This window comes from Mucilaginibacter terrae (assembly GCF_031951985.1).
Taxonomy (GTDB): domain Bacteria; phylum Bacteroidota; class Bacteroidia; order Sphingobacteriales; family Sphingobacteriaceae; genus Mucilaginibacter; species Mucilaginibacter terrae_A.
In genome coordinates, this window is record NZ_JAVLVU010000001.1 from 339,424 (window position 1) to 363,231 (window position 23,808).

Genomic DNA, 23,808 nt, shown 5'->3' on the forward strand with positions numbered 1-23,808 from the left:
TAAAGGTTCGGCGAAATGAAGCCATTTCGTTTTCGTACTTATCGGATGGAACGGGAGCATTATAATGGAATATGATCAAATATTCATTATCAGTGCTTTTTGTTGCCGGACTAAGCCGATTTAGCGTTATTGATTTTGCCAAATATTTAATTGCAAAGCACGCCAGTTCATGCGTAATCCTGTAGAAACAATGGCTGTACATGATTACAAAATCACATTAACCTCTTTTCACGATCTCATTAAAGATTATCTTACTGTTGTTCCAGAAAAGTGACCGTAGTTCCTTACTGTAACTATCACCTATGTTCACTCTTTGCCGCGTCGGTGTTTCGCCGCGGACTTCCTCATAATCAACTATGGTAACCTCAAAAACCTTTGGTCTTCCCTTGAACTCGGCTTTTACCTGTATAAAAAAGGGTTCTGTCGCATGCTCATATTCATAGGTCATCGCGTTGAAGCGATATCCACTCTTAACTGACTGTTTTACAAACGGGTTCTCCCGTAAGTTTTGTCCCTGTAATATAGCTTGGGTAATTCCAACGAGATCCTCAGCGTTTGCAACTTGTTCAGTTTCCTCAGGGTTTTCCAATGTTCCCGATGCCGAAGAACCTTCTTTCAGGGTTAGATGTCTTACTGTTTTAAAATTCCATTCCGCAGACATTCCGGAAGTGGCTAATTTGTCAAAGTAAAGAATGGATGCTTCTGTATTTAATAGTGCTTGTTCAATATCCTGAATGACCGTATTGGTATCAAGAACCCCGTTGAGCAGGTCTTTTAATTCCTTAGAATCTGTCGACCGGTTCCCATCTACCTCAACCTGCCAGGTTCCTGGCGATTTCTCTTCAATGTAAAAGTCAAAATGCGTTACTTCATCCTGAAGAAATTCAATTCTTCCGGCCCTTTTTTTATTGTATTCTATGGAACCCTTATAAATATTTGTGCCTTTAATCCTGACTAATTGATTCAATACTTGCCCCATTTTCTGTTTGCCATCGTCAAACAAGGATTGGTAATCATTTTTTAAGTTGAAATCTTTGTTTTTGGATTTCAATACAAAACCTGATAGAGCATGACTTGAGTTGTTATTATAGGCTTCTTTTCTTATCGACTCTAGGTCGTCATTATCAAGAAATAAATTGGATATTTCTTTAGCCAGCGTTGCGGTGTCCACATGAGTGATAAATATTCCTTTATTTTGAGCAAAGACATTTAAAAACCCCCGGTTAGTGATGGAAGTCAGCACTTCAACCAGTTCATACTTTGTCGGATAAATATTAATTTTTGCCATGTTACGAACGCATGAATTTTGGTAAATCGCCTAGTATTTCCATTTCCCTTAATTCCAAATGATCTTTAAATAACTTGATGACGTCTGGTCTTACTTTTCTAAACTCCTCATCATCTCGCAGATAAGTGTAAATAATGAGTGGTTTGTCATCGTCTAAGTAACTGAATGTCACCAACGCATGCTTCAGGCGCTGAAAGCTCTCAATATTCAGGCTGCCGAAATAAAAAACTACCTTGTTTTCCGTACCATTTTTATCGGCAAAATCCCCGAGTATAAATTTGGAGAGCATATAATTCAAATTTAAGGTCCTCGACCTTTTCGCAGGATGCAGATCTACCGAAGGATAATAGAATTGAAATTTGCCTCCTGATTCTGTATCCAGTTCCTTGATGCTCATATGTAATGATGCCAGTCTTAAAATTGCATCGTTTTCCAATACATAAATTTTGTTGGAACTTTGGTTTTTCCGGCTGACTTTGACTCCTGCCAGGTAAGTTTCAAAAGTTGACCTGAAGTTGTGGTATTCCTTGAAATTATGAAACCATATCACAATTAAACCAGTCCGTAATGGTATGTCTTTCAATACCGGAAATTTTTCCTGTAGCTCTTCAGAATTTTTAAGGTTCGTCAGCTTCCTATCCAGGATCGTGATCCAGGTTTGTAATGATGATGATGTAAAGCTGTCGGTTTTGTATCGCTTTGCTTCGACAATAACAGCTTCCGTAAAAGGTTTTCTGAGGGAGTCAACATAGGTGAATAAACTATCTACACCACTTTTTCCCTTCTCTTCATTCGGCAAATCTATATTGGAATCGCCCAATTTTTGCCAGTTAAATTGCGTCAACAATGCCGTTGCCTGGTCATTCCAGTAATCACCATTGACACCTTGATCTTCAGCCATTTTTTGTAAAAATTATTTGTTTTATAAAATCCAGGATTAAGTCGTAGTTCTCCTCCTCAGAGAGGAACTTCAGCACCCCGTTCGGAAAGATTTGAAGAGTAAAGCTCTCCCTTTCGTTGATTTTAATTAAGAAAGATAGTTTGACTATATCTGATTTGTATGATTCTATCAGTTCTGAAGCAATGGAATAATTCAATACCGTTCCTGCAAATCTACCCACAAGCTCATTTTTATAATTAAAATGATTTATGGTAATATGGTCAATTTTGGCGTTGATCTGCTTTTGAGCCAAGATTTTATAAAAAGCTGATATGCTGAGATCCACTGGCGCTAACTCGTAATCTTCGGAAATAATTGTGCGGAACAAATATTTGACATAATTTAATTGAGTAATTCCACCTAACACGCATAAGATTCCAAGCTCAAAGTCAATTGAAAATATAAAGTCACTGTAAACATTGATTTGTCTTCTCGAAAATTGATTCTGATTAATGTCAAAGTCGTTGATGAATGATGCTGTTCTCTTGATCGCTTTAACCGTTAATGCATCAGTCGATGTTTCTATAAAAGAAAGTCCGTAACCTATTTGTTCATTAAAGCCAAAATCGGAAATAATATCAATAAAATGGTTTTTAAAAGAGTCCGGTGCAGGAAAGCTAATAGAATGGAAAACCAAACTTTTGACCCTTTTCATATAATTGTGTATGTTACAGTTCAGGAATATTTCGGTATCGCAATTATATTAAATATCAATTTAATATTTGATAAATATTGAAACTTTTTTTCTTAAAGCTAATGCCTGCTTTATTAGGAACCTATGGAAACGCCAACACGGTATTCAATTGCCAAATCCGTTCACCTCGATAAATCCATTGATCAATAAGTAGCTTTATTAAGGGCGGGTAATCTTACGCCATATCGGTTGTGAAGTGAGGAGGAGGTAGCCTTCATGAACTAACGCGTTGGATGCACTTGAGGAAGGCTACATCGCCGAACGGTTTGGGCAGGTATTCAAAAGGATCGTCTTGGAAGGTCTCTTTAACCTTCCATGGCAGCGCGGTCGTAAAAACAATCCGGGTGAGGGTTTTCACCGCTTGTGCAAAGTCCAGTCCATGCATGCCGTTCATATACATGCCCACGAACACAAGGTCTGGTGCCCCCGCTCCCTGGAACAGGGGAAGCGCCTCGAGCGGAGTTGTTGATGATCCTACCAAACGTAATCCTTCCGTGTCATCGACCATTTCCGCTATCTGTCCGATCACATAGTTTTCACTATCCAATATATAACAGGTCAGTTCGCCTCTGAAAATAGCTGCCATTTCTCCCTGGTTTCGTGTTTCTGCAAAATAAGCAGAATATCCTTAATTCCCGCCTTTCATCGGTCTACACGCTGTTCGCGCTTTTATAGGGTGCCATGCTTTGTCCATTAATTTTTTTGCGAGCAGGTCTGCTGGAATCAATTCATCCGTTGGGTGATCATGTTTTCGCATCCTTTTTTTTAAAACAACGGGTTAAAAGGCAGCTAAGTTCCTGCCGGCAGGTCGGCGTTGGGTTTGCAAGTAAAAATCCGGCATAATTCGGCCGCTCGTTCCTCACGTCCTCAGCCTCCGGCACTTATTCCGTTTTTTCCTTGCCCATTCCGTCCGGCAGTTCCCATTGCTTTCTTTTCACCCTTATGTCTTTTAAAAAATAACGAGGCAAAAACAAATGGGAAAGGGAAAGCGGACAATTCACAAATAGTTTAAAATCATTAATCGCTATTAAAATGGGACACAATTTAAATCAGAACGAAGCCACAGGCGCGTACAGCTTTTTCAGTGTTAAAGAACGTGCATGGCACGGCTTGGGCACCATCGTTGACCAGTACCCCACCAGCGCAGAGGCTATCCGCTTTGCGGGGCTGGACTACGAGGTCATCAAATCCCCGCTGTTTACACACGAACGTGATCAGACCATCGGCGACAGCGGCGAAATGGTGGAGGGCGGTCTTATTCCCGTTCCTCATCACTATGCGACCGTACGGACCGACAACAACGCGGTTTTGGGCGTGGTGGGTAAGGATTACGAAATTGTACAGAACGCGGACGCCTTTGCCTTTTTTGACGAGATAGTCGGCGGCGGGGACGGCATCCTGTACGAAACCGCAGTCGCTTTGGGCAAGGGTTATGGAAAGTAATAGATTATGTAAAGTCATACTATAAAAGCCGCTGACTTCTAAAATTCAGCGGTTTAACTTCATTTCTACTTTACATTATTTTGTTGGCGGCAATAATGCCTAACGATAAATAATGTGATTATGAAAGAAAACCAAACCATCGACGAACTTTTAAATGAGTTTGAAAAACATCTCCGTACCCTACAACGGGGCAGGTATACTCTCCGAGGATATTGGCAGATATGGAAGCCCCTAAAGCGGTTTATGGCAGCGGAAGGGATAATGTATTACGATAACTCCGTTGGCGACCAGTTTATTAAGTCAAAGCTGGACGAGTATGATTATGCTTCCCTAGACCGCATGCAACGGCATTTGGTTAACAAGGTGGATGCACTTTATGTGTTCCAGTCTACTGGACAAGTGTTTTTCGGGACTGCGCCATTAAGACGAACCCCACCAAAACTGTTGACAGGTGAAATAGGTGTTGCCATGCAGAATTTTATCAGCTACAAAGCGGCAACTTTTGCATTGTCAAAATCTACCCAAAACCATCATCTGAACGCACTGCATGGCTTTCTTACTTTTTTGAGTAGCAAAGAAGTAAAAAGCATAGTCGATATAAATGAGGTATATCTGGTATCGTTCATGAAAAGCCTTGACCCGACAACTCTTGCCACGAACCATTCCAAATTGGGCGTTCTCAAAAGTTTCTTAACCTATCTCTACACGGAAAAAATCCACAATAAAGATTATTCTGATGTGATACAGCGGACGAATTACAAATCACAGCCAAAGCTGCCCTCGTTTTTTTCTGCCGAAGATATTGCCTGCATCATTAAAAAGATAGACCGAGGCAACCCATCGGGAAAAAGGGATTATGCCTTGGTATTGCTGGCGGCAAAACTTGGTTTGCGGGTATCTGACATTGCACGGCTAAAGTTCGAGAACATCAATTGGGATAAGGGCGTCATTGAGATCGTGCAGTTCAAGACCCAAAAAGAAATCGTTCTCCCACTCTTGCCCGAAGTAGGAAATGCAATTATTGATTACCTAAAATATGCCCGTCCAGTATCCAATGAACCATATTGCTTTGTTCAGCACATCTACCCATTCAAGCCGATAACGCCTGAGGATGTTACTGGTAAAATAGGCATCTATATACGCCGTTCGGGTATCGTTCTTAAAAACAGGCATAAGGGAGCGCACGCCCTGCGGCACAGCTTTGCCACCCAATTGCTTGAAAATAAAACACCGCTCCCCGTAATATCAGAAGCATTAGGGCATACTCATACCGCTTCGACCATGCTTTACCTGCGCGTAGATAAACAACAGCTTAAACAGTGCGCCCTTGACGTGCCAATGGTTGCGCCTGCCTTTTATCAGCAGAAAGGAGTGTTTGTATCATGAGCGCAATAAATTATTATAGTATATACAAGCCCTTAATCGAGGAGTTTGTTGCGCTAAAAAGGCATCTGGGCTACAAATACATGACTATTGAATATGCTTTTATGCAATTTGACCAATTGGTTTATGAACGGGAGGAAACAGCTATCGGTATCAATAGGGAACTATGTGATGAGTGGTGCATCAGACGGCCAAACGAATCGGACAAAACATGGTACAACCGCATTCAGGCCATGCGCCAGTTCGGTACTTATCTGAACAAGCTTAATTACCCATCTTATTTACCTGTGCTTCCGAAAATCAAGCCATCAACCCATACACCTTATATCTACACCAAAGAGGAAATGGCCGCCATATTTGAGGTAACAGACCAATTGAGTACCCATAGCACCTGTTATAACTCCATGGTCTTGGTGCTTCCTGCATTGTTCAGAGTATTATATGGTACTGGGCTGCGCATAGGCGAAGCTTTGTCCCTATCCTGCGGGGATGTATATCTTAAAGAACAGTACTTCATACTTCGGGACACAAAGAACGGAACGGACAGGATGGTTCCTATCTCCGATACGGTAACCCAGGTGGTTAGGCAATATATGGATTGCAGAGAGAACTTTCCAGTGGTACGAAAAACAGACCTGCTTTTCATACAGCCCAATGGAGACTGCTGCGATAATGGCCGTGCCTATACTTGGTTCAAAAAAGTGTTGTATAAAGCTGGTATCCCACACCGTGGTAGACGTCAAGGTCCACATGTGCATGACTTGAGGCATACCTTTAGTGTGCATTCGCTGGCAAAAATGGCAGAGGATGGTATAGATCTGTATTATTCACTACCAGTGCTTTCAACCTATCTTGGTCATAAATCCATCGCCAGCACGGACGGATATGTGCGACTTACCGCCGACATGTACCCATCCATCGTAACCAAGGTTAATAATGTTTGTCCTTTCTTATTCCCCGAGATCCATGATGAAGCAAGCCATTAAAACAGTAGACTTTCCCAAGAGTCTTGCGGACTTCCTGACCAAATATCTCCCTGCCGAAAGAGGGATGAGCAACAACACGATAGCATCATACAGGATGACATTCATCCTGCTTATCACTTTTATGGAAGAATATAAAGGTATAAAGCCTCAAAAGTTGGTGTTCAGTGATTTGACCAAAGCTTGTATTGTCGACTTCCTTAACCATCTGGAGCAGGTACGAAAATGCAGCGTCTCCACCCGCAACGTCAGGCTGGCAGCGTTGCATACCTTTTTCAAGTTTGTGCAATATGAGTGGCCAGAGCAATTGGAGGAATGCCGTAGCATACTTTCTATAAAAGTAAAAAAAGCCCAGCGTAGCACCATCAACTATCTTAGCGTTGATGGCATTCGGCTTTTACTGAACCAGCCCGACCTTGCTACAAGGCAGGGAATACGGGATCTGGCCTTACTTGCACTTATGTACGATACGGGCGCACGGGTACAGGAAATCATAGACCTGACCCCTGAAAACATCAGGTTAAACAAGCCCTGTACCATCAAGCTCATAGGGAAAGGTAACAAAGCCCGTATTGTTCCGCTCATGGATGCAGAGGTAGGCCACCTAAAAAACTACATGGCAAAAAATCGATTACTCGAAGCCCATGCAGGGACTTATCCATTGTTCTACAATACCCGAAGGGAAAAACTGACACGGGCGGGCGTTACCCATATCTTGCATAAATATGCAACAATAGCTCGAAATAGCAATAAGTTGCTGATACCCGAAAAGATCAGTTGCCATTCGCTTCGCCATTCAAAAGCAATGCACCTTTTACAAGCTGGTGTCAACCTTGTCTACATACGTGATATTCTTGGGCATACATCGGTTACAACAACCGAAGTGTATGCGAGAGTCGATTCCAAACAGAAACGGGAAGCAATAGAAAGCGCATATGTTAACGTTGTTGAGAAAGAAGTTCCCATATGGGTAGACAATGAAAGCCTGTTAAAGAACTTTTAGGCTTTTGAAGTCAAATAAATTATTTGTACATTTGGATGACTGACCAAACAGTCACTAATTTTTTAAATATGGAAACAAGAGAAATTGCAAAACAGTATTTCGACGCAATGGTAGTGGGAAAATTTGACGAAATGAACAAATTAAAAACGGCAGATTGTGTTTATTGGTTGAGTGGTGAGGGATCTTGGCCGTTTGGCGGGTACCAATCATCAGAAAATCAGGCAAAACTATGGGAAACAGTGGCGGAACGGTTTCCGGAAGGGATGAAAATGACGCTGCAATCTATTACGGCGGATCAAGAACGGGCAGCACTTTATGTTCATATTCGTGGAACGCGAAAGGACGGTCGTATTTACGAAAACAATGTGATATTGCTTCTAACATTCAAGGATAGCTTGATTAGTGGGCTTTACGAATATCTGGATACCATTATGGTTAATGAATTATTTTGTGGTAAAATGCATGGGGTAAAGTGATGGCAATAATTTAGAAATGCGATCGAAGTATAGGTTTTTTTATGCTTCGATTGTGTTTCCAAAAAAATATAACAGATGGATAAAAAGGAAATACTGCTTCAAACTGCCCTGAAATTATTCGTATCTCAAGGATTTAATGATACACCGACAAGTAAAATTGCAAAAGAAGCTGGCATAGCAACGGGAACTTTGTTTTATTTTTTCCCCACCAAGGATGACCTGATTGTCTCACTCTATTTAAGGTTAAAGGAGTTGGCTGCAGAAAATATAAATCCTGTCCTAGCAGAAGTAAAATCAACAAAGGAGATTATCAAAACCTATTATGAGGAGTCTCTTAAATGGTCACTCCGTAATCCAAACGAGTTCTTGTTTTTGGCTCAATTCTCCAATTCACCTTATCTTAAAAAGATTGGTAATAATGAGATTTCCACTCAAATAGCACCCGTATTACAGATTTTTAGTTCGGCTATCGAGGAGAAGCAGATTATCGATACTGATGTAAATTTACTCTACGCTTTGATCAGTAATCAGGTATTTGGTGTAAATCAATATCTTTTATCGAAAAAGTTCACCAAGAAAGCTCAACACAAGATAATCGACGATACATTCTCTATGTTTTGGAAAATGATTGAATGCTGATGAGCATGAAAAATAAGAGAATGAAGATAATAATTACAGGAGCAACAGGAATGATCGGGGAAGGCGTTCTATTGACCACTCTCTGTCATCCCGATATTACAGAGGTATTAATGGTAAATAGAAGAACATCTCCATTACGGCACCCCAAACTTTCGGAACTGATTGTAAAAGATTTTACAGATTTAGACGCTCATAGCGGCCAGTTGACCGGCTACGATGGCTGTTTCTATTGTGCTGGGATAAGTTCCTTTGGTATGAACGAGGAGAAATACAACCACATCACTTATTATACCACAATGATGTTTGCAAAGGCCCTTGCCTATTTGAATCCTGATATGGTTTTCTTTTACTTATCGGGCGTTTACGCCGATAGTTCTGAAAATGGAAAAATAATGTGGGCAAGGATAAAAGGAAAAACAGAGAACGCATTAAACACACTCCGTTTTAGGGCTGTCTACAGTTTCCGACCAGGTTTTATTATTCCATTAAAAGCACAGGACAATGTGAGGTTGATTTATAAAGGGCTTAATCTTATCTATCCTTTCATTTTTCCAAATCAAACCTTGACATATGATGACATTGTAACTGCACTAAATCGGATACTGGCACTCGGGTACAAGGAAAAAATTTTAGAAATAAAAGATTTAAAATTAATTGCCAAACAACATGGTAGCACTAAACAGAAACTATAAAAGGTTCTTTTAAGAAAAATCTGCTGATTACCTTTTCTTTCGGGCTATAAATGGTATAGCACAAGTGGATGTTACGTCACTGATGGCGCAGTACAACGACATAAACAGATTACCAGCCGGCAGAAATTAAGCAGTCATACTACCTTTACACATGGTTGATACAGTATGTCGATTCAGTAATTCGATACCACTATTTCCTAAGGGTACTACAACGCCTACATTTTCTATAAGCACAAATAATGTAAAGTTGGATTGCACTATTATGCCCTAATCGGCATAATAGTGCAATCCACTTTGCATAATCTTTTACTTTCCATAACCATTGTTATGTAAAGCTTTACATAACAAGGGGGAACGTATTTTCATTACCGCCAAACTGCCCGGCTATATCCGCGTGGGCAAGGACGATTTTATTGAAAAATATCTGTTGCTCACGACTTCCCATGATGGTTTGGGCAGCATCACCGCCGCCTTTACGCCGATTCGCGTTGTTTGTAACAATACCCTCAATGCCGCTTTGCGCAACCTGTCAGGTGCCATCAAGATACGCCATACGGTTTCCGCCAGCGACCGCCTTAAACAGGCGCACACCCTGATGGGCATTACGTCATGTTTAGGGAATGAACTGGAGCAGGTGTTCAACCAGTGGGCGAAAGTCCGTATCACCGACAGCGAGGTCAAAAAGCTGATACAGGTAGCCATGGCACCGAACAAGGAAACGCTCCAAAACCTCACCACAGGGAAGACCGACGAACTATCCAGCTATTATCTCAACACCGTAGACAAGGTGTACGAGTACGCCATGAGCAGCCCCACGCAGCAAATGGACACCACTGCAGGAACCGTTTTCGGTGCCTACAATGCCATCACGGGCTACTTCCAAAACGTCCGCAACTATAAGGACGGTGATGCGAGGTTCAAGTCTATCACCGAAGGCACAGCGAAACAACGCGCGCAGAAAGCCTTTGACCTGTGCCTCGATTTCTCCAAACATTTAGGGATAACCTGCTGATGTTCAATTGAAGCAATGGCGGCATGCAGGCCAAGCCCTCAAACCTGCACCACGGATAATTCAATTTATAACCGCAAAACAGCCCACCAATGACTACCGATTTTTTTAAGCACCTCACTCAGATAGCAGCCCCCGGCATTTGGAAATTCACCATGCAATCCGACGATAACATCCTTTTTACCGTTTCCGCGCTGTTCAGCACCGCCCACGGCGGGGACGCCGCCGCGCAACTCATCCCGCCCATGCTGCTGAAGGGTACTGCCGAGGAACTGGACGCAGGCTTTTTTAAGGCCATTACTGCACCCGTGCAGCAGACCTCAGCCCTGTTTGCCAACATGGAGCAGTATCAGAAACAGCAGGAGGCCGCACAGGCCGCCTCCAAAGAGGAAAGGGACAAGAAGCAGAAAGCCAAAGCAGAGGCGAATGCCCAAAAGAACTCATCCAGCAAAAGCACGGACATCGAACTCCCTGATAAGGCCGAAAAGAAAAAGGCCTATGATACCGCTATGAAAACCATCGGCGAACTCATCAGCGCCATGAAATACGAGGAAGCCTTAGCCATCCTGCCTGCTGTCAGCGATTATCCTGAAAAGGAAACCGAACTCAAAAACAAGCAGGCCGACCTGCTGCGCATGAAAGAACTGAAAGCACAACATTCCTTAAATCTTTAAAAATAACGTTATGCAACTGACCAAGCTATTACCCCGCGTATTCCTGCACACCGAGAAGGGGCATGAGATACCCCTTGCCGACCCGAACCCCGACTGGAGCGTCGAAACCGTCCTGAATTTTTATTCCGGTACCTATCCCATACTGGCCACAGCCAAAGTAGGGGAGATGGTCATCCGCAACGACCAGCTCACCTATGCTTTTGTCTCCACCATCGGCACCAAAGGATAAACCCATGAAAAAACGAACCAATCCCCAACAAATCATCAAACCCCACCACTGGCAATGGAAACTTCACTATCAACTCGCAAAATTCGCAAACGAACTCGACCGACTGCCCGATGCAGCGCAGGCCATCCGCGCACGGCCGCGCTCAGTCCCGGCAGACCTCCTGCCGATGGTTTTTTAAGACAGCGTTTTGCACCCATGTACATGGAAGCCCAAAAGCTGATGCCCGACAACGGCGTATCGGCATCGTTCTTCGACTCCCTCGGCATGCTCGTGGAAAAGTACGGTTTGCATTTGCCCATGCTAGCTGGCAAGCCCTATCCCTATAATATCCTGCTGGCCTACGAAAACGCAGAGAAGCAACTGGCAGCGATGAACCCCGACCTCGAACTGTTCATCGTGGAGGAGAACGGATGCGTGTTAATGGCGGTTAAGGAGACCGCATATCTCCAAACCGACCTGTGCTATATCCCCGTCATGCCCCTGTGCCGGATGATACGGAAGAACAACAGGAGGCAGTCCTGCGAACTACTGCTATCCGTATTCAGCTACCTGTACCACGTGGTGGGTATTCCTTATTACCGCGAGGAAGGCTCTTTCATGGCCTGCCATTACGAAATGATTAAGGATTGGCTCGAGGACGAAATTGGCGACATGGAGGAGAACGATGCCTGCTTTAGCCAAAGCGACCTCCATGCGCAGGAACACTATGGCGATAGCCTGTTTCGCAAAATGAACCATCCCGTCCACCTGAAGTGGTTCGAAAAACGCTTGGAGCAGGCGAACCCCACCGATACATGGGACAGAAAATGTCTTGAAATCTCACGCGAGGCTTATACGCTTTGGCAGGCCTTTCCCCACAGCACCCTGTACAGCCATGTGCCACATTGGAAAACGTTTGCTGAAACACAAATGGAGGGTTACCCGTGTGGCGAGGATGACGACGATAACCTCATTCGCCTGAACGAATACATCCATTTTGTAGCCGACCTCAATGGATATGCATGGAGAAGCATCTCCTCTAATATCAATGTTGAGTTCAACGAGCGTCCTTACTGGCAATACCCGACCCTGATGCGGGTATTTAATGAAATTGAATACCGAAATCAAGACACACTGGCGTATGAACACCGCTTGTTCCTGATGCTCAATGACCTGTGTGTCTTATTAACCACCATCCCATGAAAGACCTCACCCAATCCTTTGGAACCCTTTATCACCCGCAGAAAGCCCTCGTGCTGTTCGAAGCAGGTATCGGCCATAACCGCCAATATTATATCGAAGCGTATGACATGAACGAGCAGGGGCAAGCCTGTAATGCGCACCCGCTTTCCGTTACGGAGGCCAACGCCTTGGTCAAAGCCTTGCAAACGGCAGAAAAGGAAAAGAGCGGCTTGCTTGCCCTTTCCGGGCTGATGCCCTCAAACGTGCTGTACCTGAAGACCGACCGTAACCCCTTCGCTGTTTGGTATACACCCGCCCGCACCATGAGGCTGTTTTTCAAGGAAGACCTCGGCATTCCCTCAGGGGAATGCGCCATGCCTGCGCTCATCTGGAAAGCAGGAAAAAAGGAAATGGCCATTTACGCCTGCGCCGATGCTACGGAACTAACACCCGATACGCCGCTACTTCATGCACCCTTCTTTAATGTTTACAGTGATGGCAGGGTGTGCATGGGCAATACACAGGTCGATATTTCCAAAGACTGCCCCCTCGAAAAATTCATGGAAATATGGCAGGATGCATTTTACAACAGCTACTTCAGCCACCTGCTGAAAGGCCACCTGCCCGTTAACGGCAATATCGTCCAGCTTTGGAAAAGTCTGTCAGGCACCGGCAGGCCGTTTCCGAACGAAGTGCTGATTCCGCACAAAGCCGCCCTTAAACACCTTTTTAAATAGTCTTATGAAAGCCATCCATATCGCCGACGAATCCCTCATCAATCCTACCAACCCCATTTCGCTGAACCTTATTGGTGCAGGGGGCACCGGTAGCCACATGCTCATGGCCTTAGGCAAGATACATGCCTCCCTGTTAGCCCTCGGCCATCCCGGCCTGCACGTGCATCTTTACGACGACGACCTCGTGACGGAGTTAAATAAAGGCCGCCAGCTGTTTGCTGATGCAGAAGTCGGACTGCACAAGTCCGTCGCCCTCATCAACCGTGTCAACCGTTTTTGGGGGACAAACTGGAAAGCCGTCACCCGCAAGTTCAGGTCGGCAGAAGTTGCCGAGCTTCCCGGTGGCGGCAGGGCATGCATCTTCGTTACCTGCGTGGACAATGTTCCCGCGAGGTTCGATGTGGCCGAAGTCCTCAGACGAATGAGTGTAAAGAACAGGCATGACCGTGACAGGCCGTTGTACTGGCTTGATTGCGGGAACACCCAAATGACCGGGCAGGCACTATTGGGTACGGTTACGCCGATAGAACAACCACCACTGGAAGCTTACCGTACCGTTGCCTACATGCCCATGGTGACCGAAGAGTTTGGGCACATGCTCCGGGAGGCAGACACGGGCGACGACACACCAAGCTGTTCGGCTGCTGAAGCCCTCGAAAAGCAGGATTTGTTCATCAACCCCTCCGTTGCCAATGAAGCGGCGGACATCCTATGGAAATTGCTGAAAGACCATAACCTGTTCTACAAAGGCTTTTTCAAGAATTTGGAGACGTACCGTACCGAGGGCATCAAGGTAGGCTGATATGGAAGACCAAATCATCATTACCGACCTGAACGGCGAGGCCGTCACCGTCGAAAATTTGCAGCTGGCTTTGATGCAGGCAGATGATTACCGCCATTACCGCCAGCGGGGCAAGCAGCACCTTGCCTTGCAGGCGCAGCGGCAGGCCTACTGGGAAGACCTCTACCAAAAATTACTGAAACTGGCCGAAGGCCGGGCTTAATTAAATAATGCTATGGTTCAAATCAAGGAAGGCTATGTAATGACGCCGCGCGAGCAGGCTGAGTTCGACCGCATGAACGCGCTGCCGCGCCGCACCAGCGGGCGGGTGGATTATTATTTCAAGCCGCAGACCAAGTACCCGCCGCGCATTTACGTGTTTATGCATGCCGAAATATGGTGCGACCGCAACCGAAGGCCGATGGGTTTGTTCCACGCCCTGCCGTTCCTTTCCCGCTTCATGAACCGCGAGGAACTTGAATACCATCATTTCAATACCCGACTGTGTTACCACCAGTACGAGGATTGGGATAAACTCCTGTTCGCCGAACAACAGGAGGCTGACGAACTGGACAGGGAAAAGCCCGGCACGGGAACGGAATTTCTGAAGGCGTTGGCGGGGTTCAGGAGTAAATACCCTTTGGGGCAAAAGCCGGTATCGGAGGAAATGGACGTGCCCGTTTCCGAAGACAGTGGTTTAGGGTCGTTTTTAGATGGCCTGATGACCGGCGATAACCTCTCGGCTGCCGAAATATCGGCGTTAATGGAAAAGGAACGGGCAGGGGAGCAGCGGCCTGCCGTACTTGTCCTGTTACGCGAATTGTACAAGAATACGGTGTTGCCGCCCGACGAGCAGAAAGCGATTACCGGGGAGGTTATCGACCGTAAGGTATGGCTGTCGGAGGAGCGTTCCCGGAAAAACTTCGTCAGGCGCGTTTATACACGGAACAAGCTTTTTGCTTTAGCCGAGATTCGGGAGAAATACCCCGATTATTCCGAGGTTATGTTAATGGCTGACCTGAAAGTGAAGAAGGGTAAATTGAAGGCTAAAAAGCATAAACCTGTACTGGATTTGCGGCGGTGCCAGCTGGAAAAACTGGCGCAGCGGCTTCGCTCGGGCGTATTGGATGATGCCGCTTATCATGCCACCTGCTGCAAAATAGTGATGCTCCAGCAGGCACATGACCTGCGCTTGCCCATTCCGCTGACCGTTACCTTTTCAAAGCAATCACTGGTTTATTATTTCAACTGGCGGACACGCGAAAGCGTGGTTAAGGCATTTGTGGAGCTGGCCAACACGAAGGGGATGACGCATGAGGTTTTGAAAATTAAATACCAGGAGATGGTGGATTCTAACTATAGTTATTAGAGCATGGGCAAAATTGCGGGTGGCCCCGGCAAAGCCGGGGCGGGTGAGGGGCATAATTTTTGCTCGTTTGGAGGATTTGAAGCCATGTGGCGTTAATAAGTTTAAAGACCAATTTTTAAAAATCCTTTAGAGTAATTTCTACTATTAGCATACTGATCAAAAATCTGTTTCATCACAATACATTCAAGTTTTCTTAATTTTATTAAATAGAATTTAGAGTAATATTTCACGGTTTACCGATAGAAAACTTTCCTGCAAAAAAAAAAACTTCTTCATTAAGATAAGCAAACTTACCAAAGATTACTTTATTGAATTTAATTATGTGAATCATAGGCTTTCGTATATCAATCACCATATTTCGTATCGATTTTGCTTGTTTGATAATGATGAAATTGATTTAACGTAATTGTGTTAAACTTATCATATCTCAGCAATTTATAGTTTGACATATGATTGATTATTTGTTATTAAATTCTTTGTGTTACCCTCGCAGCAGTTTTTATATCCACGGTTTGAACGCCGATAGATTGTAATAACTGCCTCATATCGTTAAAAACAGGCCTCTCTTTGCTTGGATCAGAGATAGTTAATATAGCGGTGAAGGGCACACCATCTTTTGGAATAATCGCACCATCTCGTGCTAAATATTCAACGTCAAGCGTCCAGTTTGTTGTAGGCCCCACACCTTTTGGAAAATGCTTCTCGTAAACTTTTACGGGACTCCACTTAAAAGCATGTTCAATCTGATCTTTTTCATAAAGGCTGCCGTCTTTTTCATCAGGAGTATAAATTGCATTTAGCCTACCCTTATACTTACCATCATCCTGTTGCTGTCTTAATGCAGCATCAATATTTACTCTTACAAATTCAGCCCCGTAACGATAATCAAAGGCAGGTGTGCTTACAATTGTCAGTCTTGCATAACCAAAGCATTTTCCGTCTCGTACCAAACTTATCGGCCAAGAGAATTTGAAGCTCATTTTATGGCCATTTATGGCTCGGTTGGCGAAGACAAGTGTTATGGCAGATGGGGCCCCCTCCAAAATCTCCTCCGATCCTTTAGGTATGCCAAAACCAATCAAATGCTTTGTGATGTTTTGTAATTTCTTATCACTCAGTGAATCTGGGAGACTAGCATGATGGACACTTAGCCCGATCAATGTTTCTCTGGAAACAATCCCTTCAATCGCGTGATCAATGCTAGCAAGCGTTTTTGCCACGTTTGGCGCTGCATAGCTTGTGCCACATCCATCCACCACACGCCCACGTGGGTCGATAGACAATAAGCCATGGCCTTTAGTAGCATGTTTACTGCCCGAACCGCCGATGTGTGCTAGGTCGGGTTTTAGACCTACGCGTAGGCCAGGGCCGCGACAGCTGTAATTACTTAACGCATAAGGTACGATACCAGTCATGTCAGGTGGATTCAAAGCCGAAACGCTGATGTTGCGACAGCTTTCACCAGGTCTTTTAATCGTATCGTTACGGGATGCAGCCAGAATCTTTAACGCTTCGAAATGGTCAGATGGCCATTCTTTCCTTACATCTAGCGGTTTTGTATTACCCGCTGAAATCACAAAAACTATATCGTTGTCTTCCGCGATCTTATCCAAAATCTGCGCTGGTAAACTATAGCCACTGGTGGTAGCATGTTCTTCAATATTTAAACTGAAATTAAAGATTCGGACACCAGTCCTTGCTTTTAATTCCTGAACGGCTATCTCTAATTCGTTAAAAAACTCCAGCGGCTTTTGGAAATAGTTAAGATACTTATCTTCAGTAGGTAAGATGTCAAGGTCAATGATTCGGCAACCATCCGTTTCTTTACAGATAGCGTGACCGTTAAGCGATTGGCCGATAATGGCCAATCCGGCTATAAATGTCCCGTGATCCTCATTTTTATCCCCCGGCGCCACCAGCCCCCAGCGATCTTCTATCCAGTTGTCGTAAACAGACGAAACCCCACCATCAACTACGCATATCTTTGGGTAAGAACCACCATCAGCTGCTTTAGGTATTGTAAATACATCATCCTTTTTATAAGTAGTTGAAGTCGCACTTTGACTTACAATTGGTGGTAAAGTGATTTTTTTTACCAATGGATGCTGATCCAAAAATGCAATCAGTTGCTCATGTAATTGCGGGTTTAAATTAAGTTTGTTTTGATTTTCGCGTTTTGATGCGGATGTTGATGACTGGCTCAGTTGAATCCTGGCGGGGTTATCCGAATACTCTAGTTTAACGCCAAACAAGATAGCACTACCGCGTCCACTAGTCACTCTTGAAGCAACCAATCCCTGGCCTAAGCGTTGTAATCCGGTAATAAAACTATTAAACAAGTTAAGCCGTGGCTCATCTAATACATCCCAGTCTTTACGCGGCGGTGGAGCAGTAAATAGTTCAATTAAATAAGCGCCTCCTGTTTTCGGATTGGTGAACCATTCCAAAGCCTGTGCAATGGAAAACTTGCGCTTGTCGCTCGGCTTTACTGCCGAAATATTGGTAACTGCACCCAACTCACTACGAATCCTCGACGGATTGGGCACATTTTTTCCGTTTTTGTCCTCCTTATATTTGACCTTAGCTTCAGCTTGTGCTACCTTGGCAGTCACCTCATCAATGCTATTAGGCGTAAGCTCCACGTATAATTCGCCCAAGTCGCCGCCGCCAACGATAGGTGCCACATCTTTTTTAAACATCTGATTGGTTGGTCTGTGGGTCTTTGCTAACGCAGCCTGATTTAATGTTACTTTTGCGAATGATACGCTGGCATAGCTATTAGCAAGCTGCATACTCTTAATATCTTGAAGTTGCTTTTGTATGCTTTGTTGATGTTCAACAAACATTTCATCATTGCCAGCAAAAAAATCCTTTGCTGGGCCACCACCGCTACGATCCCATACCTCAATGAAATCGTTTGTGTTAAGAATGATTTGTATGGGACTGTTAGCCATGATTGATTAATTTTCTTTTGTACGTGATAATAATTTACTAATTGAAGAGGGTGCCATATTTAGTAGCGGCGCAATATCTTTCTGTTTGAAACCAAAAGTTTTGTCAGCAAGCAGTGCTTGAATTAGGGTTTCATCGCCACGAACCATAGCGTCTCGCCTTTCACCTGAAATCCTGCCAGCGTTAAGTAATACAAACTGCCTCATTACTGGGACTAATTCCGAATCAGGATTAATTACCTGCACCCTTTTAAGCCATTGAACAAGCATTTTCGCATCAGCGCCCGAGCTGTCTTCTAATGACCAAGCCAGAAACTTTAATTCTGTCTCGCTAAAATTCAGTGGTGCGGCCAACTTAGTTATTAGATGAAGGAGCACATCTGTTGACGGCTTGGGTACTTGCATTTGAATATCGAAACGCCGCCAGATAGCAGGATCTAACAAAGTTTCATGATTGGTAACACCGATGGTGAAACCACGTTCATGACGAGAATCCAAACTTTGCAATAACGTGTTTACAACACGCTTTACTTCCCCAACCTCTTGGGGGTCATTTCTAAGTTTGGCAATCGCATCAAATTCGTCCAGTAGCAGTACGCAATTGTAACGATTGGCAAATGCAAATAAGTTTCCAATATTTCTGGAGGTCGTACCTAAGAAGGACGACATTAACCCTTCTAATCTGGCTAAGACCACTGGTAAACCTATTTGCTTTGCAATCCATTTTGCAAGGTGGGTCTTCCCGGTACCAGGTGAGCCATATATCAAGCACGAGCTTGCGGGAATTGCCTGAAGCTGAATCAACTGCTCAAATTTCACCCATTCATTAATAATAGCTTCAATAGCAATTTGAATCTCATGTGAGAAAATCGGCGGCTCAGCAGGTAAATCATCGTCAAAAAACACTTCTACCAAAGCTGTTGAAGTCTCTTTATCAACAGGCAAAACGGTTTTGCGCGTTAGTGTTTCACCAGCTGATAAAACAAAAGATTTCTGGATTTTACTTGGTGCCATTTCCAAATTAGCCTGTGAGCTATTCAAGATTCCATTAAGGGAATTTACCTCTTTCGTTTGTCCATCTTTTTCGAGAGCCTCCTTTAGACGTTTAATTTGATGCACAATTGCATCGGTGGGATTGGCCAGTGCTGACCTACATAAAGCTTGTATAATATTAAAATGCTGCATTGAATTGTATGTGAATGCAATTGTATAAATTAAATTCCATATTTTAATATTAAAAGTGAATAATTAGAATATAAATTCCATTTGTTGTATAAAAAATTCCAAAAATTGTTTTTTTCTGATTTTTAATTAATTAAAAATCCATCAAAGTAGGTCACGATAGTTCAAGTTTTGTGATAAGCATATCTTCTTCATTTGAATAGCGCTAAAAACGAGATAATTGTTAAGGGGATTAGAGATTATCAGCTTACATTGGTAATCATTGCGCTAAAACAAGGTTTTTTTTGAACGATACTGAAAATCGGGCGCCAGTTAGGGATTGCTGCGGCATCCTGCACAGCTTTTATCGCATAAAGTCTGGCCGGAGGCAACTGCCTAAAGAGTGAATTCAAGCTTCATTGTTTATACATCTCGCAATCCTTACATTTACTTCTAAATCATATTTCTAGACTAATGGATACAACTACCGGGTATTTCTGGGACCCGAACGATACAGATAATCAAGTATTCGGAGAATTAACAGTCAGCGAAACAGGGGATCAATTTGATATAAAGTTATTTGGCATGATCCGCTGCGTGGAAGAACCCATGTGGCGCATCAATTACCACCCTGCCATACCGGTCATTCAAGGTTATACTTCCTCGAAAGATTGTTTATCATTATTTAGTTTGCGGGTTGAACACTATGAGAACATCAGTCATGATACCGATCCAAAATCGCTTAATAGAAAAAGCACTATCATCCGGTTACGATGCGAGAGTTATATCGTTTCAGACAATTATTTCTTCTTAGGCAACGAACATTTTCATGTTCTCATTTAAAATTCTTACCACAGTTTTCAGAAGAATTAGACGAGGGTGATAATTTCACCTCCAATTTTTGGGAAGTCACCCATAGTGATGATGATTACTTGGAAAAAAAAGGCGATATGCTCACTTACACGCTTCATGGTAAAGATTCTGTTCAAATCCCTTTTTCTGGCGGCAAGCTGGAATACACCGGCTCTTTTGGCAATCTGCCGCTCATGCCCAGAAATCAACTGCATATCGAAAAGACTTATTGTTTCAAATTCGCCTTTCAAACACCGCTAGCGTTGGTAGAAATGTATTCCTTTTTGAAAAAAAGCCGTGCATTTTTTACGTTGATGACAGGAACATATTTGGCCTTGGAACAAATCCGAATCAATGCTGGCCAGCGTAAGTGGCATACCTTTAACGCAAACTTTAATAAGCGGAATATTTATTACCCAGGCGGCTTTCCTCCCAGGCACCGTATGCTATATCTAAATGACCTGGTAACGCATGATTATTTCAATATCTTTTTATCAGTTCACGCTGATATTGAATTGCCCTTGCGCCACTATCTCAATTTTATTGAAAACGATAAGGATGACCCGGAACAGGACCTTTTGTCGCTTGTTGCCGCTATTGAGATCATGTTCAATAAAACTCACCAGGCCGTAAACTCACAGATCGGCGAATTATCAAAAGTGGCGGCAGAGATCATGGTTCTACCTGGGATAAAACAGCATCAAATAGATTTTTTAATGACATTCAGAAAGGGGACAAAACTAAAGGCATTCCGAATAAAGGACAAGCTGATCAAGCTAATTGATGATAGTGAAATCCTTACCAAACTTGTAAAAAACAGCGACAGTTTTACTGAACAAGTCCTAAGTGCGCGGCACTACCTTGTTCATGAAGCCGACATGGCCAGCAACGCGCTTATCAGTAATACTTTACTTTTAAGAAAAGCCAACATGAAACTAAAAATCATTTTAGAGTATTATCTGCTACTATATTTAAAAATACCAAAAGACATTATAGAAAAGAGAATCTATCTAATACTTCCTAACCATGTTCAATTTTCCGGTTAATTTATCATGGGCGTCATTAAACTTACTTTTGTTACACTCGGGAAAAGTTCGCATATCGCATTTCCCAATAAAGAAGTACCATACCATGTTTTCTTGTCATTATTCCAGAAAAACTATCGGGAGAAAGAAAGCATGTGGGTATTGGAGGCGATACAGCAGAACACGCCGGATTTTTTGAGCAGTTTGAGGGATTTCGTTCAGGCAAACGAGCGTGATCATCCACAATTCCACGAAGTACTGCGATTCTTTTCCGCTTTAACAGCCAATCATTATTTCATTATTCATAAAGGTATACTGACCGATACTGCGCTTATCCATCAATATTGGGATATTTTAGCCAAGCGGCATCAGTCAGAAGGCCTTGCTTATCAAAATTACGCCGGCGGATTATTACCCCCGGCAATTTTCTTAACCTATGATCTGAACATATACGGGAAGCAACCTTTGAAAATAGGTCAGCCCATTAAAGCCTTACGTGTATGCCGGTTTTGCCAGGGAAAGCAGGGCGACACAAATCATTTTGGCAAGATCGTGGCTTTTAAAAATAAAGCGCATGCAATCTCTGAAGCTTTGGGGAATAAAAGCACCATCCTTTTAGAAGAATGCGATGCTTGTAATGAGCGCTTTAGCGTAGGCATCGAACTATCGGTCATTCAGTTGTTGATTCCATACCGGTCATTTTTCGGTCTTGATGGCAAAGGAGGCAAGAAAAAATTAAAAGGTACCGACTTCAGCATACAGTCTACGGACGAAATGATCAGTATTCAATTGGAAAAAGACATACCAGAACTTTCTTCTATTTCATTTCCCCAACCTTTTAAAGTTGATCTTAATTTAAGAGAAGGATTTATTCCCCAGGACGTTTACAAATCGCTTTGTAAATTCGTTCTCAGTGTAATTCCGACCCACCTTTGTTCCACCTTTTCCGAAACCATTAACTGGATCAACGGTACCAGGATAGAAAAGAAGTTACCTAAGATCGCTATGTTAGAGGACAACCGTTTTTTTACGCAAATTCCTATGTTATTCACATATACCCGTAAAAATGATACTGACTTGATCCCTTACATGATTAGGAGAATTTCACTATGCGCAAAATATTTTCGTGTTTATCATACCATTCAGCGCAAAAGACAGTCGGACTTTTCTAAAAGCCAGCGATTACAAACACTATTGGTCGAACTTCAATAGCATGAGAAAACACAAGCGTTGGAAGTTTAGGGATTTCAGCCTCGCGGAAACTATTAGGTTACAGATAAATTTTGAGATCAAGCTCCCTAAAAAATAACAATGGCAAAACTACGCAAGAAAGACATCGAACATTTCTACCGGAATTACAAATTGATCGGTAAAGCCGAAAAACGCATCCATGCTTTTACCGGCACTCTTTCTTGTCGTTTCTGCGGAAAAAGCTCGCCGGAAGTAATATTTAAAAACGATGCACACCTGGTACCGGAATTGATGGGCAAGAATGATTTTTTATATTCAGAAGAATGTGATAGCTGTAACAGTTTGTTTAGCAAGTATGAATCCCATCTTGCCATTTATTTGCGTCCATACTTAACCATGCTCGGCGTCAAGGGAAAGAAAAAAGTCCCTTTTTTTCAGTCAAGATCGGCAGCAGATCACACCAACGGCAGAACGATCATCACAACCGGAGCCAATAATCAGAAAAACATCGTCTTAGGTTCGCTGGATGACTATAAAATCGACCATGAAAAAAAGGTCGCGACCTTCACCTTCAGAAACCCGCCTTATATCCCCTTAAATGTTTACAAAGCGTTTGTAAAAATAGGCTTGTCGCTTTTACCTAATGAAAAGGTCGCAAAATATCAAAACCTATGTCATTGGATCAGTGATCGGCCACACGGGCGGCTCGATTATTTTCCGATCACTATTAAAACCATGATGACGGAAAGCCAGTTTGTGGAACCGCGTGTAGAGCTTTCAGAAAGCAGCCGAACGATCAAAGAGAATGGCTTTATACCTAACCTGACCCTACATCTGTGCTTTGGCAATCTCATTTTTCAGGTCTATTTACCATTGGCAAAACGTTTCAATTATCATCGGTTAATAGTTAAAAAGCCGATATACATACTTAGCCACCATATTTTTCAAGGTATTGGAGATAAAGAAACGTCGAGGGTGGTTAAAGCCGTCCAACTAGGAAAAAGTGAACCCGTCCAACGGGATGAGCAAATTAATTTCAGCTTTACAAGCGGAGATTTTAATATCGGCGAATCTCAAACTTCAAACCCGGCCAAATGAAATTGGAGTTTTATATTTTATCTTAGCGT

The 23,808-nt window shown here is 43.2% G+C and carries 24 protein-coding genes and 2 pseudogenes; 20 read left to right on the forward strand and 6 right to left on the reverse strand.

Going from position 1 to position 23,808, the window contains the following annotated elements; translation table 11 throughout:
* Window positions 1-217: 217 nt before the first annotated feature.
* The 4 genes from QE417_RS01425 to QE417_RS01440 all read right to left on the reverse strand — a co-directional run bounded on the left by QE417_RS01425 (window position 218) and on the right by QE417_RS01440 (window position 3,508).
* Window positions 218-1,288 (reverse strand): hypothetical protein, encoded by a 1,071-nt coding sequence (locus QE417_RS01425; protein ID WP_311947082.1) that lies wholly within the window; start codon window positions 1,286-1,288, stop codon window positions 218-220.
* 1 nt (window position 1,289) lies between these two features.
* A complete protein-coding gene (locus QE417_RS01430) occupies window positions 1,290-2,189 on the reverse strand; it encodes a hypothetical protein (RefSeq protein ID WP_311947083.1) in 900 nt (299 codons plus the stop codon).
* Window positions 2,182-2,883, reverse strand: a complete 702-nt coding sequence (locus QE417_RS01435; protein ID WP_311947084.1) for a hypothetical protein — start codon at window positions 2,881-2,883, stop codon at window positions 2,182-2,184. Before QE417_RS01435 ends, QE417_RS01430 begins: the two co-directional genes overlap by 8 nt.
* A gap of 253 nt (window positions 2,884-3,136) precedes the next feature.
* On the reverse strand, window positions 3,137-3,508 hold the full coding sequence (locus QE417_RS01440; RefSeq protein ID WP_311947085.1) for a LytR/AlgR family response regulator transcription factor: 372 nt from the start codon (window positions 3,506-3,508) through the stop codon (window positions 3,137-3,139).
* 446 nt (window positions 3,509-3,954) lie between these two features.
* On the opposite strand from QE417_RS01440, the pseudogene QE417_RS01445 reads away from it, so the two are divergent.
* The 16 genes and pseudogenes from QE417_RS01445 to QE417_RS01520 all read left to right on the forward strand — a co-directional run.
* Window positions 3,955-4,353: pseudogene (locus QE417_RS01445) on the forward strand (DUF932 domain-containing protein); the annotation flags it as partial.
* A 132-nt stretch (window positions 4,354-4,485) separates the two neighbouring features.
* Window positions 4,486-5,751 (forward strand): tyrosine-type recombinase/integrase, encoded by a 1,266-nt coding sequence (locus QE417_RS01450; protein WP_311947086.1) that lies wholly within the window; start codon window positions 4,486-4,488, stop codon window positions 5,749-5,751.
* Window positions 5,748-6,734: a tyrosine-type recombinase/integrase gene (locus QE417_RS01455; RefSeq protein ID WP_311947087.1), complete on the forward strand. Its 987-nt coding sequence runs from the start codon at window positions 5,748-5,750 to the stop codon at window positions 6,732-6,734. The genes QE417_RS01450 and QE417_RS01455 overlap by 4 nt, the downstream gene beginning before the upstream one ends.
* Window positions 6,718-7,734 carry a site-specific integrase gene (locus QE417_RS01460; RefSeq protein ID WP_311954565.1) on the forward strand — a complete coding sequence of 339 codons (1,017 nt, stop codon included), beginning with the start codon at window positions 6,718-6,720 and terminating at the stop codon, window positions 7,732-7,734. The genes QE417_RS01455 and QE417_RS01460 overlap by 17 nt, the downstream gene beginning before the upstream one ends.
* A gap of 68 nt (window positions 7,735-7,802) precedes the next feature.
* Entirely contained in the window at window positions 7,803-8,210 is a 408-nt protein-coding gene (locus QE417_RS01465) for a nuclear transport factor 2 family protein (protein ID WP_311947088.1), read from the forward strand.
* A 75-nt stretch (window positions 8,211-8,285) separates the two neighbouring features.
* A complete protein-coding gene (locus QE417_RS01470) occupies window positions 8,286-8,849 on the forward strand; it encodes a TetR/AcrR family transcriptional regulator (protein WP_311947089.1) in 564 nt (187 codons plus the stop codon).
* Window positions 8,850-8,854: 5 nt separating this feature from the next.
* Window positions 8,855-9,541, forward strand: coding sequence for an NAD-dependent epimerase/dehydratase family protein (locus QE417_RS01475; protein WP_311947090.1), 687 nt, complete (start codon window positions 8,855-8,857; stop codon window positions 9,539-9,541).
* Between the two features lie 346 nt (window positions 9,542-9,887).
* Window positions 9,888-10,553 (forward strand): annotated as a pseudogene (locus QE417_RS01480) (DUF932 domain-containing protein); the annotation flags it as partial.
* A gap of 89 nt (window positions 10,554-10,642) precedes the next feature.
* Complete coding sequence (locus tag QE417_RS01485) at window positions 10,643-11,224, forward strand: PRTRC system protein E (protein ID WP_311947091.1); 582 nt, start codon at window positions 10,643-10,645, stop codon at window positions 11,222-11,224.
* A gap of 10 nt (window positions 11,225-11,234) precedes the next feature.
* On the forward strand, window positions 11,235-11,453 hold the full coding sequence (locus QE417_RS01490; protein ID WP_311947092.1) for a PRTRC system protein C: 219 nt from the start codon (window positions 11,235-11,237) through the stop codon (window positions 11,451-11,453).
* Between the two features lie 4 nt (window positions 11,454-11,457).
* The gene (locus QE417_RS01495) at window positions 11,458-11,631 is read left to right on the forward strand and encodes a hypothetical protein (RefSeq protein ID WP_311947093.1); all 174 of its coding nucleotides are present in this window, start codon (window positions 11,458-11,460) and stop codon (window positions 11,629-11,631) included.
* Between the two features lie 23 nt (window positions 11,632-11,654).
* The gene (locus tag QE417_RS01500; protein ID WP_311947094.1) at window positions 11,655-12,635 is read left to right on the forward strand and encodes a hypothetical protein; all 981 of its coding nucleotides are present in this window, start codon (window positions 11,655-11,657) and stop codon (window positions 12,633-12,635) included.
* Complete coding sequence (locus tag QE417_RS01505; RefSeq protein ID WP_311947095.1) at window positions 12,632-13,351, forward strand: PRTRC system protein B; 720 nt, start codon at window positions 12,632-12,634, stop codon at window positions 13,349-13,351. Before QE417_RS01500 ends, QE417_RS01505 begins: the two co-directional genes overlap by 4 nt.
* Before the next feature lie 4 nt (window positions 13,352-13,355).
* Complete coding sequence (locus QE417_RS01510) at window positions 13,356-14,153, forward strand: PRTRC system ThiF family protein (RefSeq protein WP_311947096.1); 798 nt, start codon at window positions 13,356-13,358, stop codon at window positions 14,151-14,153.
* Between the two features lies 1 nt (window position 14,154).
* A complete protein-coding gene (locus tag QE417_RS01515; protein WP_311947097.1) occupies window positions 14,155-14,355 on the forward strand; it encodes a hypothetical protein in 201 nt (66 codons plus the stop codon).
* A 153-nt stretch (window positions 14,356-14,508) separates the two neighbouring features.
* A complete protein-coding gene (locus QE417_RS01520; protein WP_311947098.1) occupies window positions 14,509-15,501 on the forward strand; it encodes a hypothetical protein in 993 nt (330 codons plus the stop codon).
* A gap of 467 nt (window positions 15,502-15,968) precedes the next feature.
* Here QE417_RS01520 and QE417_RS01525 read toward each other — a convergent pair whose 3' ends face one another.
* Together QE417_RS01525 and QE417_RS01530 are read right to left on the reverse strand one after the other, a co-directional pair.
* Entirely contained in the window at window positions 15,969-18,455 is a 2,487-nt protein-coding gene (locus QE417_RS01525; protein ID WP_311947099.1) for a S8 family peptidase, read from the reverse strand.
* A 6-nt stretch (window positions 18,456-18,461) separates the two neighbouring features.
* Complete coding sequence (locus QE417_RS01530; RefSeq protein ID WP_311947100.1) at window positions 18,462-19,637, reverse strand: ATP-binding protein; 1,176 nt, start codon at window positions 19,635-19,637, stop codon at window positions 18,462-18,464.
* 450 nt (window positions 19,638-20,087) lie between these two features.
* On the opposite strand from QE417_RS01530, the gene QE417_RS01535 reads away from it, so the two are divergent.
* The 4 genes from QE417_RS01535 (at window position 20,088) to QE417_RS01550 (ending at window position 23,779) form a co-directional block, all read left to right on the forward strand.
* Window positions 20,088-20,456 (forward strand): ApeA N-terminal domain 1-containing protein, encoded by a 369-nt coding sequence (locus tag QE417_RS01535; RefSeq protein ID WP_311947101.1) that lies wholly within the window; start codon window positions 20,088-20,090, stop codon window positions 20,454-20,456.
* Window positions 20,387-21,511 (forward strand): hypothetical protein, encoded by a 1,125-nt coding sequence (locus QE417_RS01540; RefSeq protein WP_311947102.1) that lies wholly within the window; start codon window positions 20,387-20,389, stop codon window positions 21,509-21,511. The genes QE417_RS01535 and QE417_RS01540 overlap by 70 nt, the downstream gene beginning before the upstream one ends.
* Before the next feature lie 6 nt (window positions 21,512-21,517).
* Window positions 21,518-22,702, forward strand: coding sequence for a hypothetical protein (locus QE417_RS01545; RefSeq protein WP_311947103.1), 1,185 nt, complete (start codon window positions 21,518-21,520; stop codon window positions 22,700-22,702).
* A 99-nt stretch (window positions 22,703-22,801) separates the two neighbouring features.
* Window positions 22,802-23,779, forward strand: coding sequence for a hypothetical protein (locus QE417_RS01550; protein WP_311947104.1), 978 nt, complete (start codon window positions 22,802-22,804; stop codon window positions 23,777-23,779).
* Window positions 23,780-23,808: the final 29 nt, after the last annotated feature.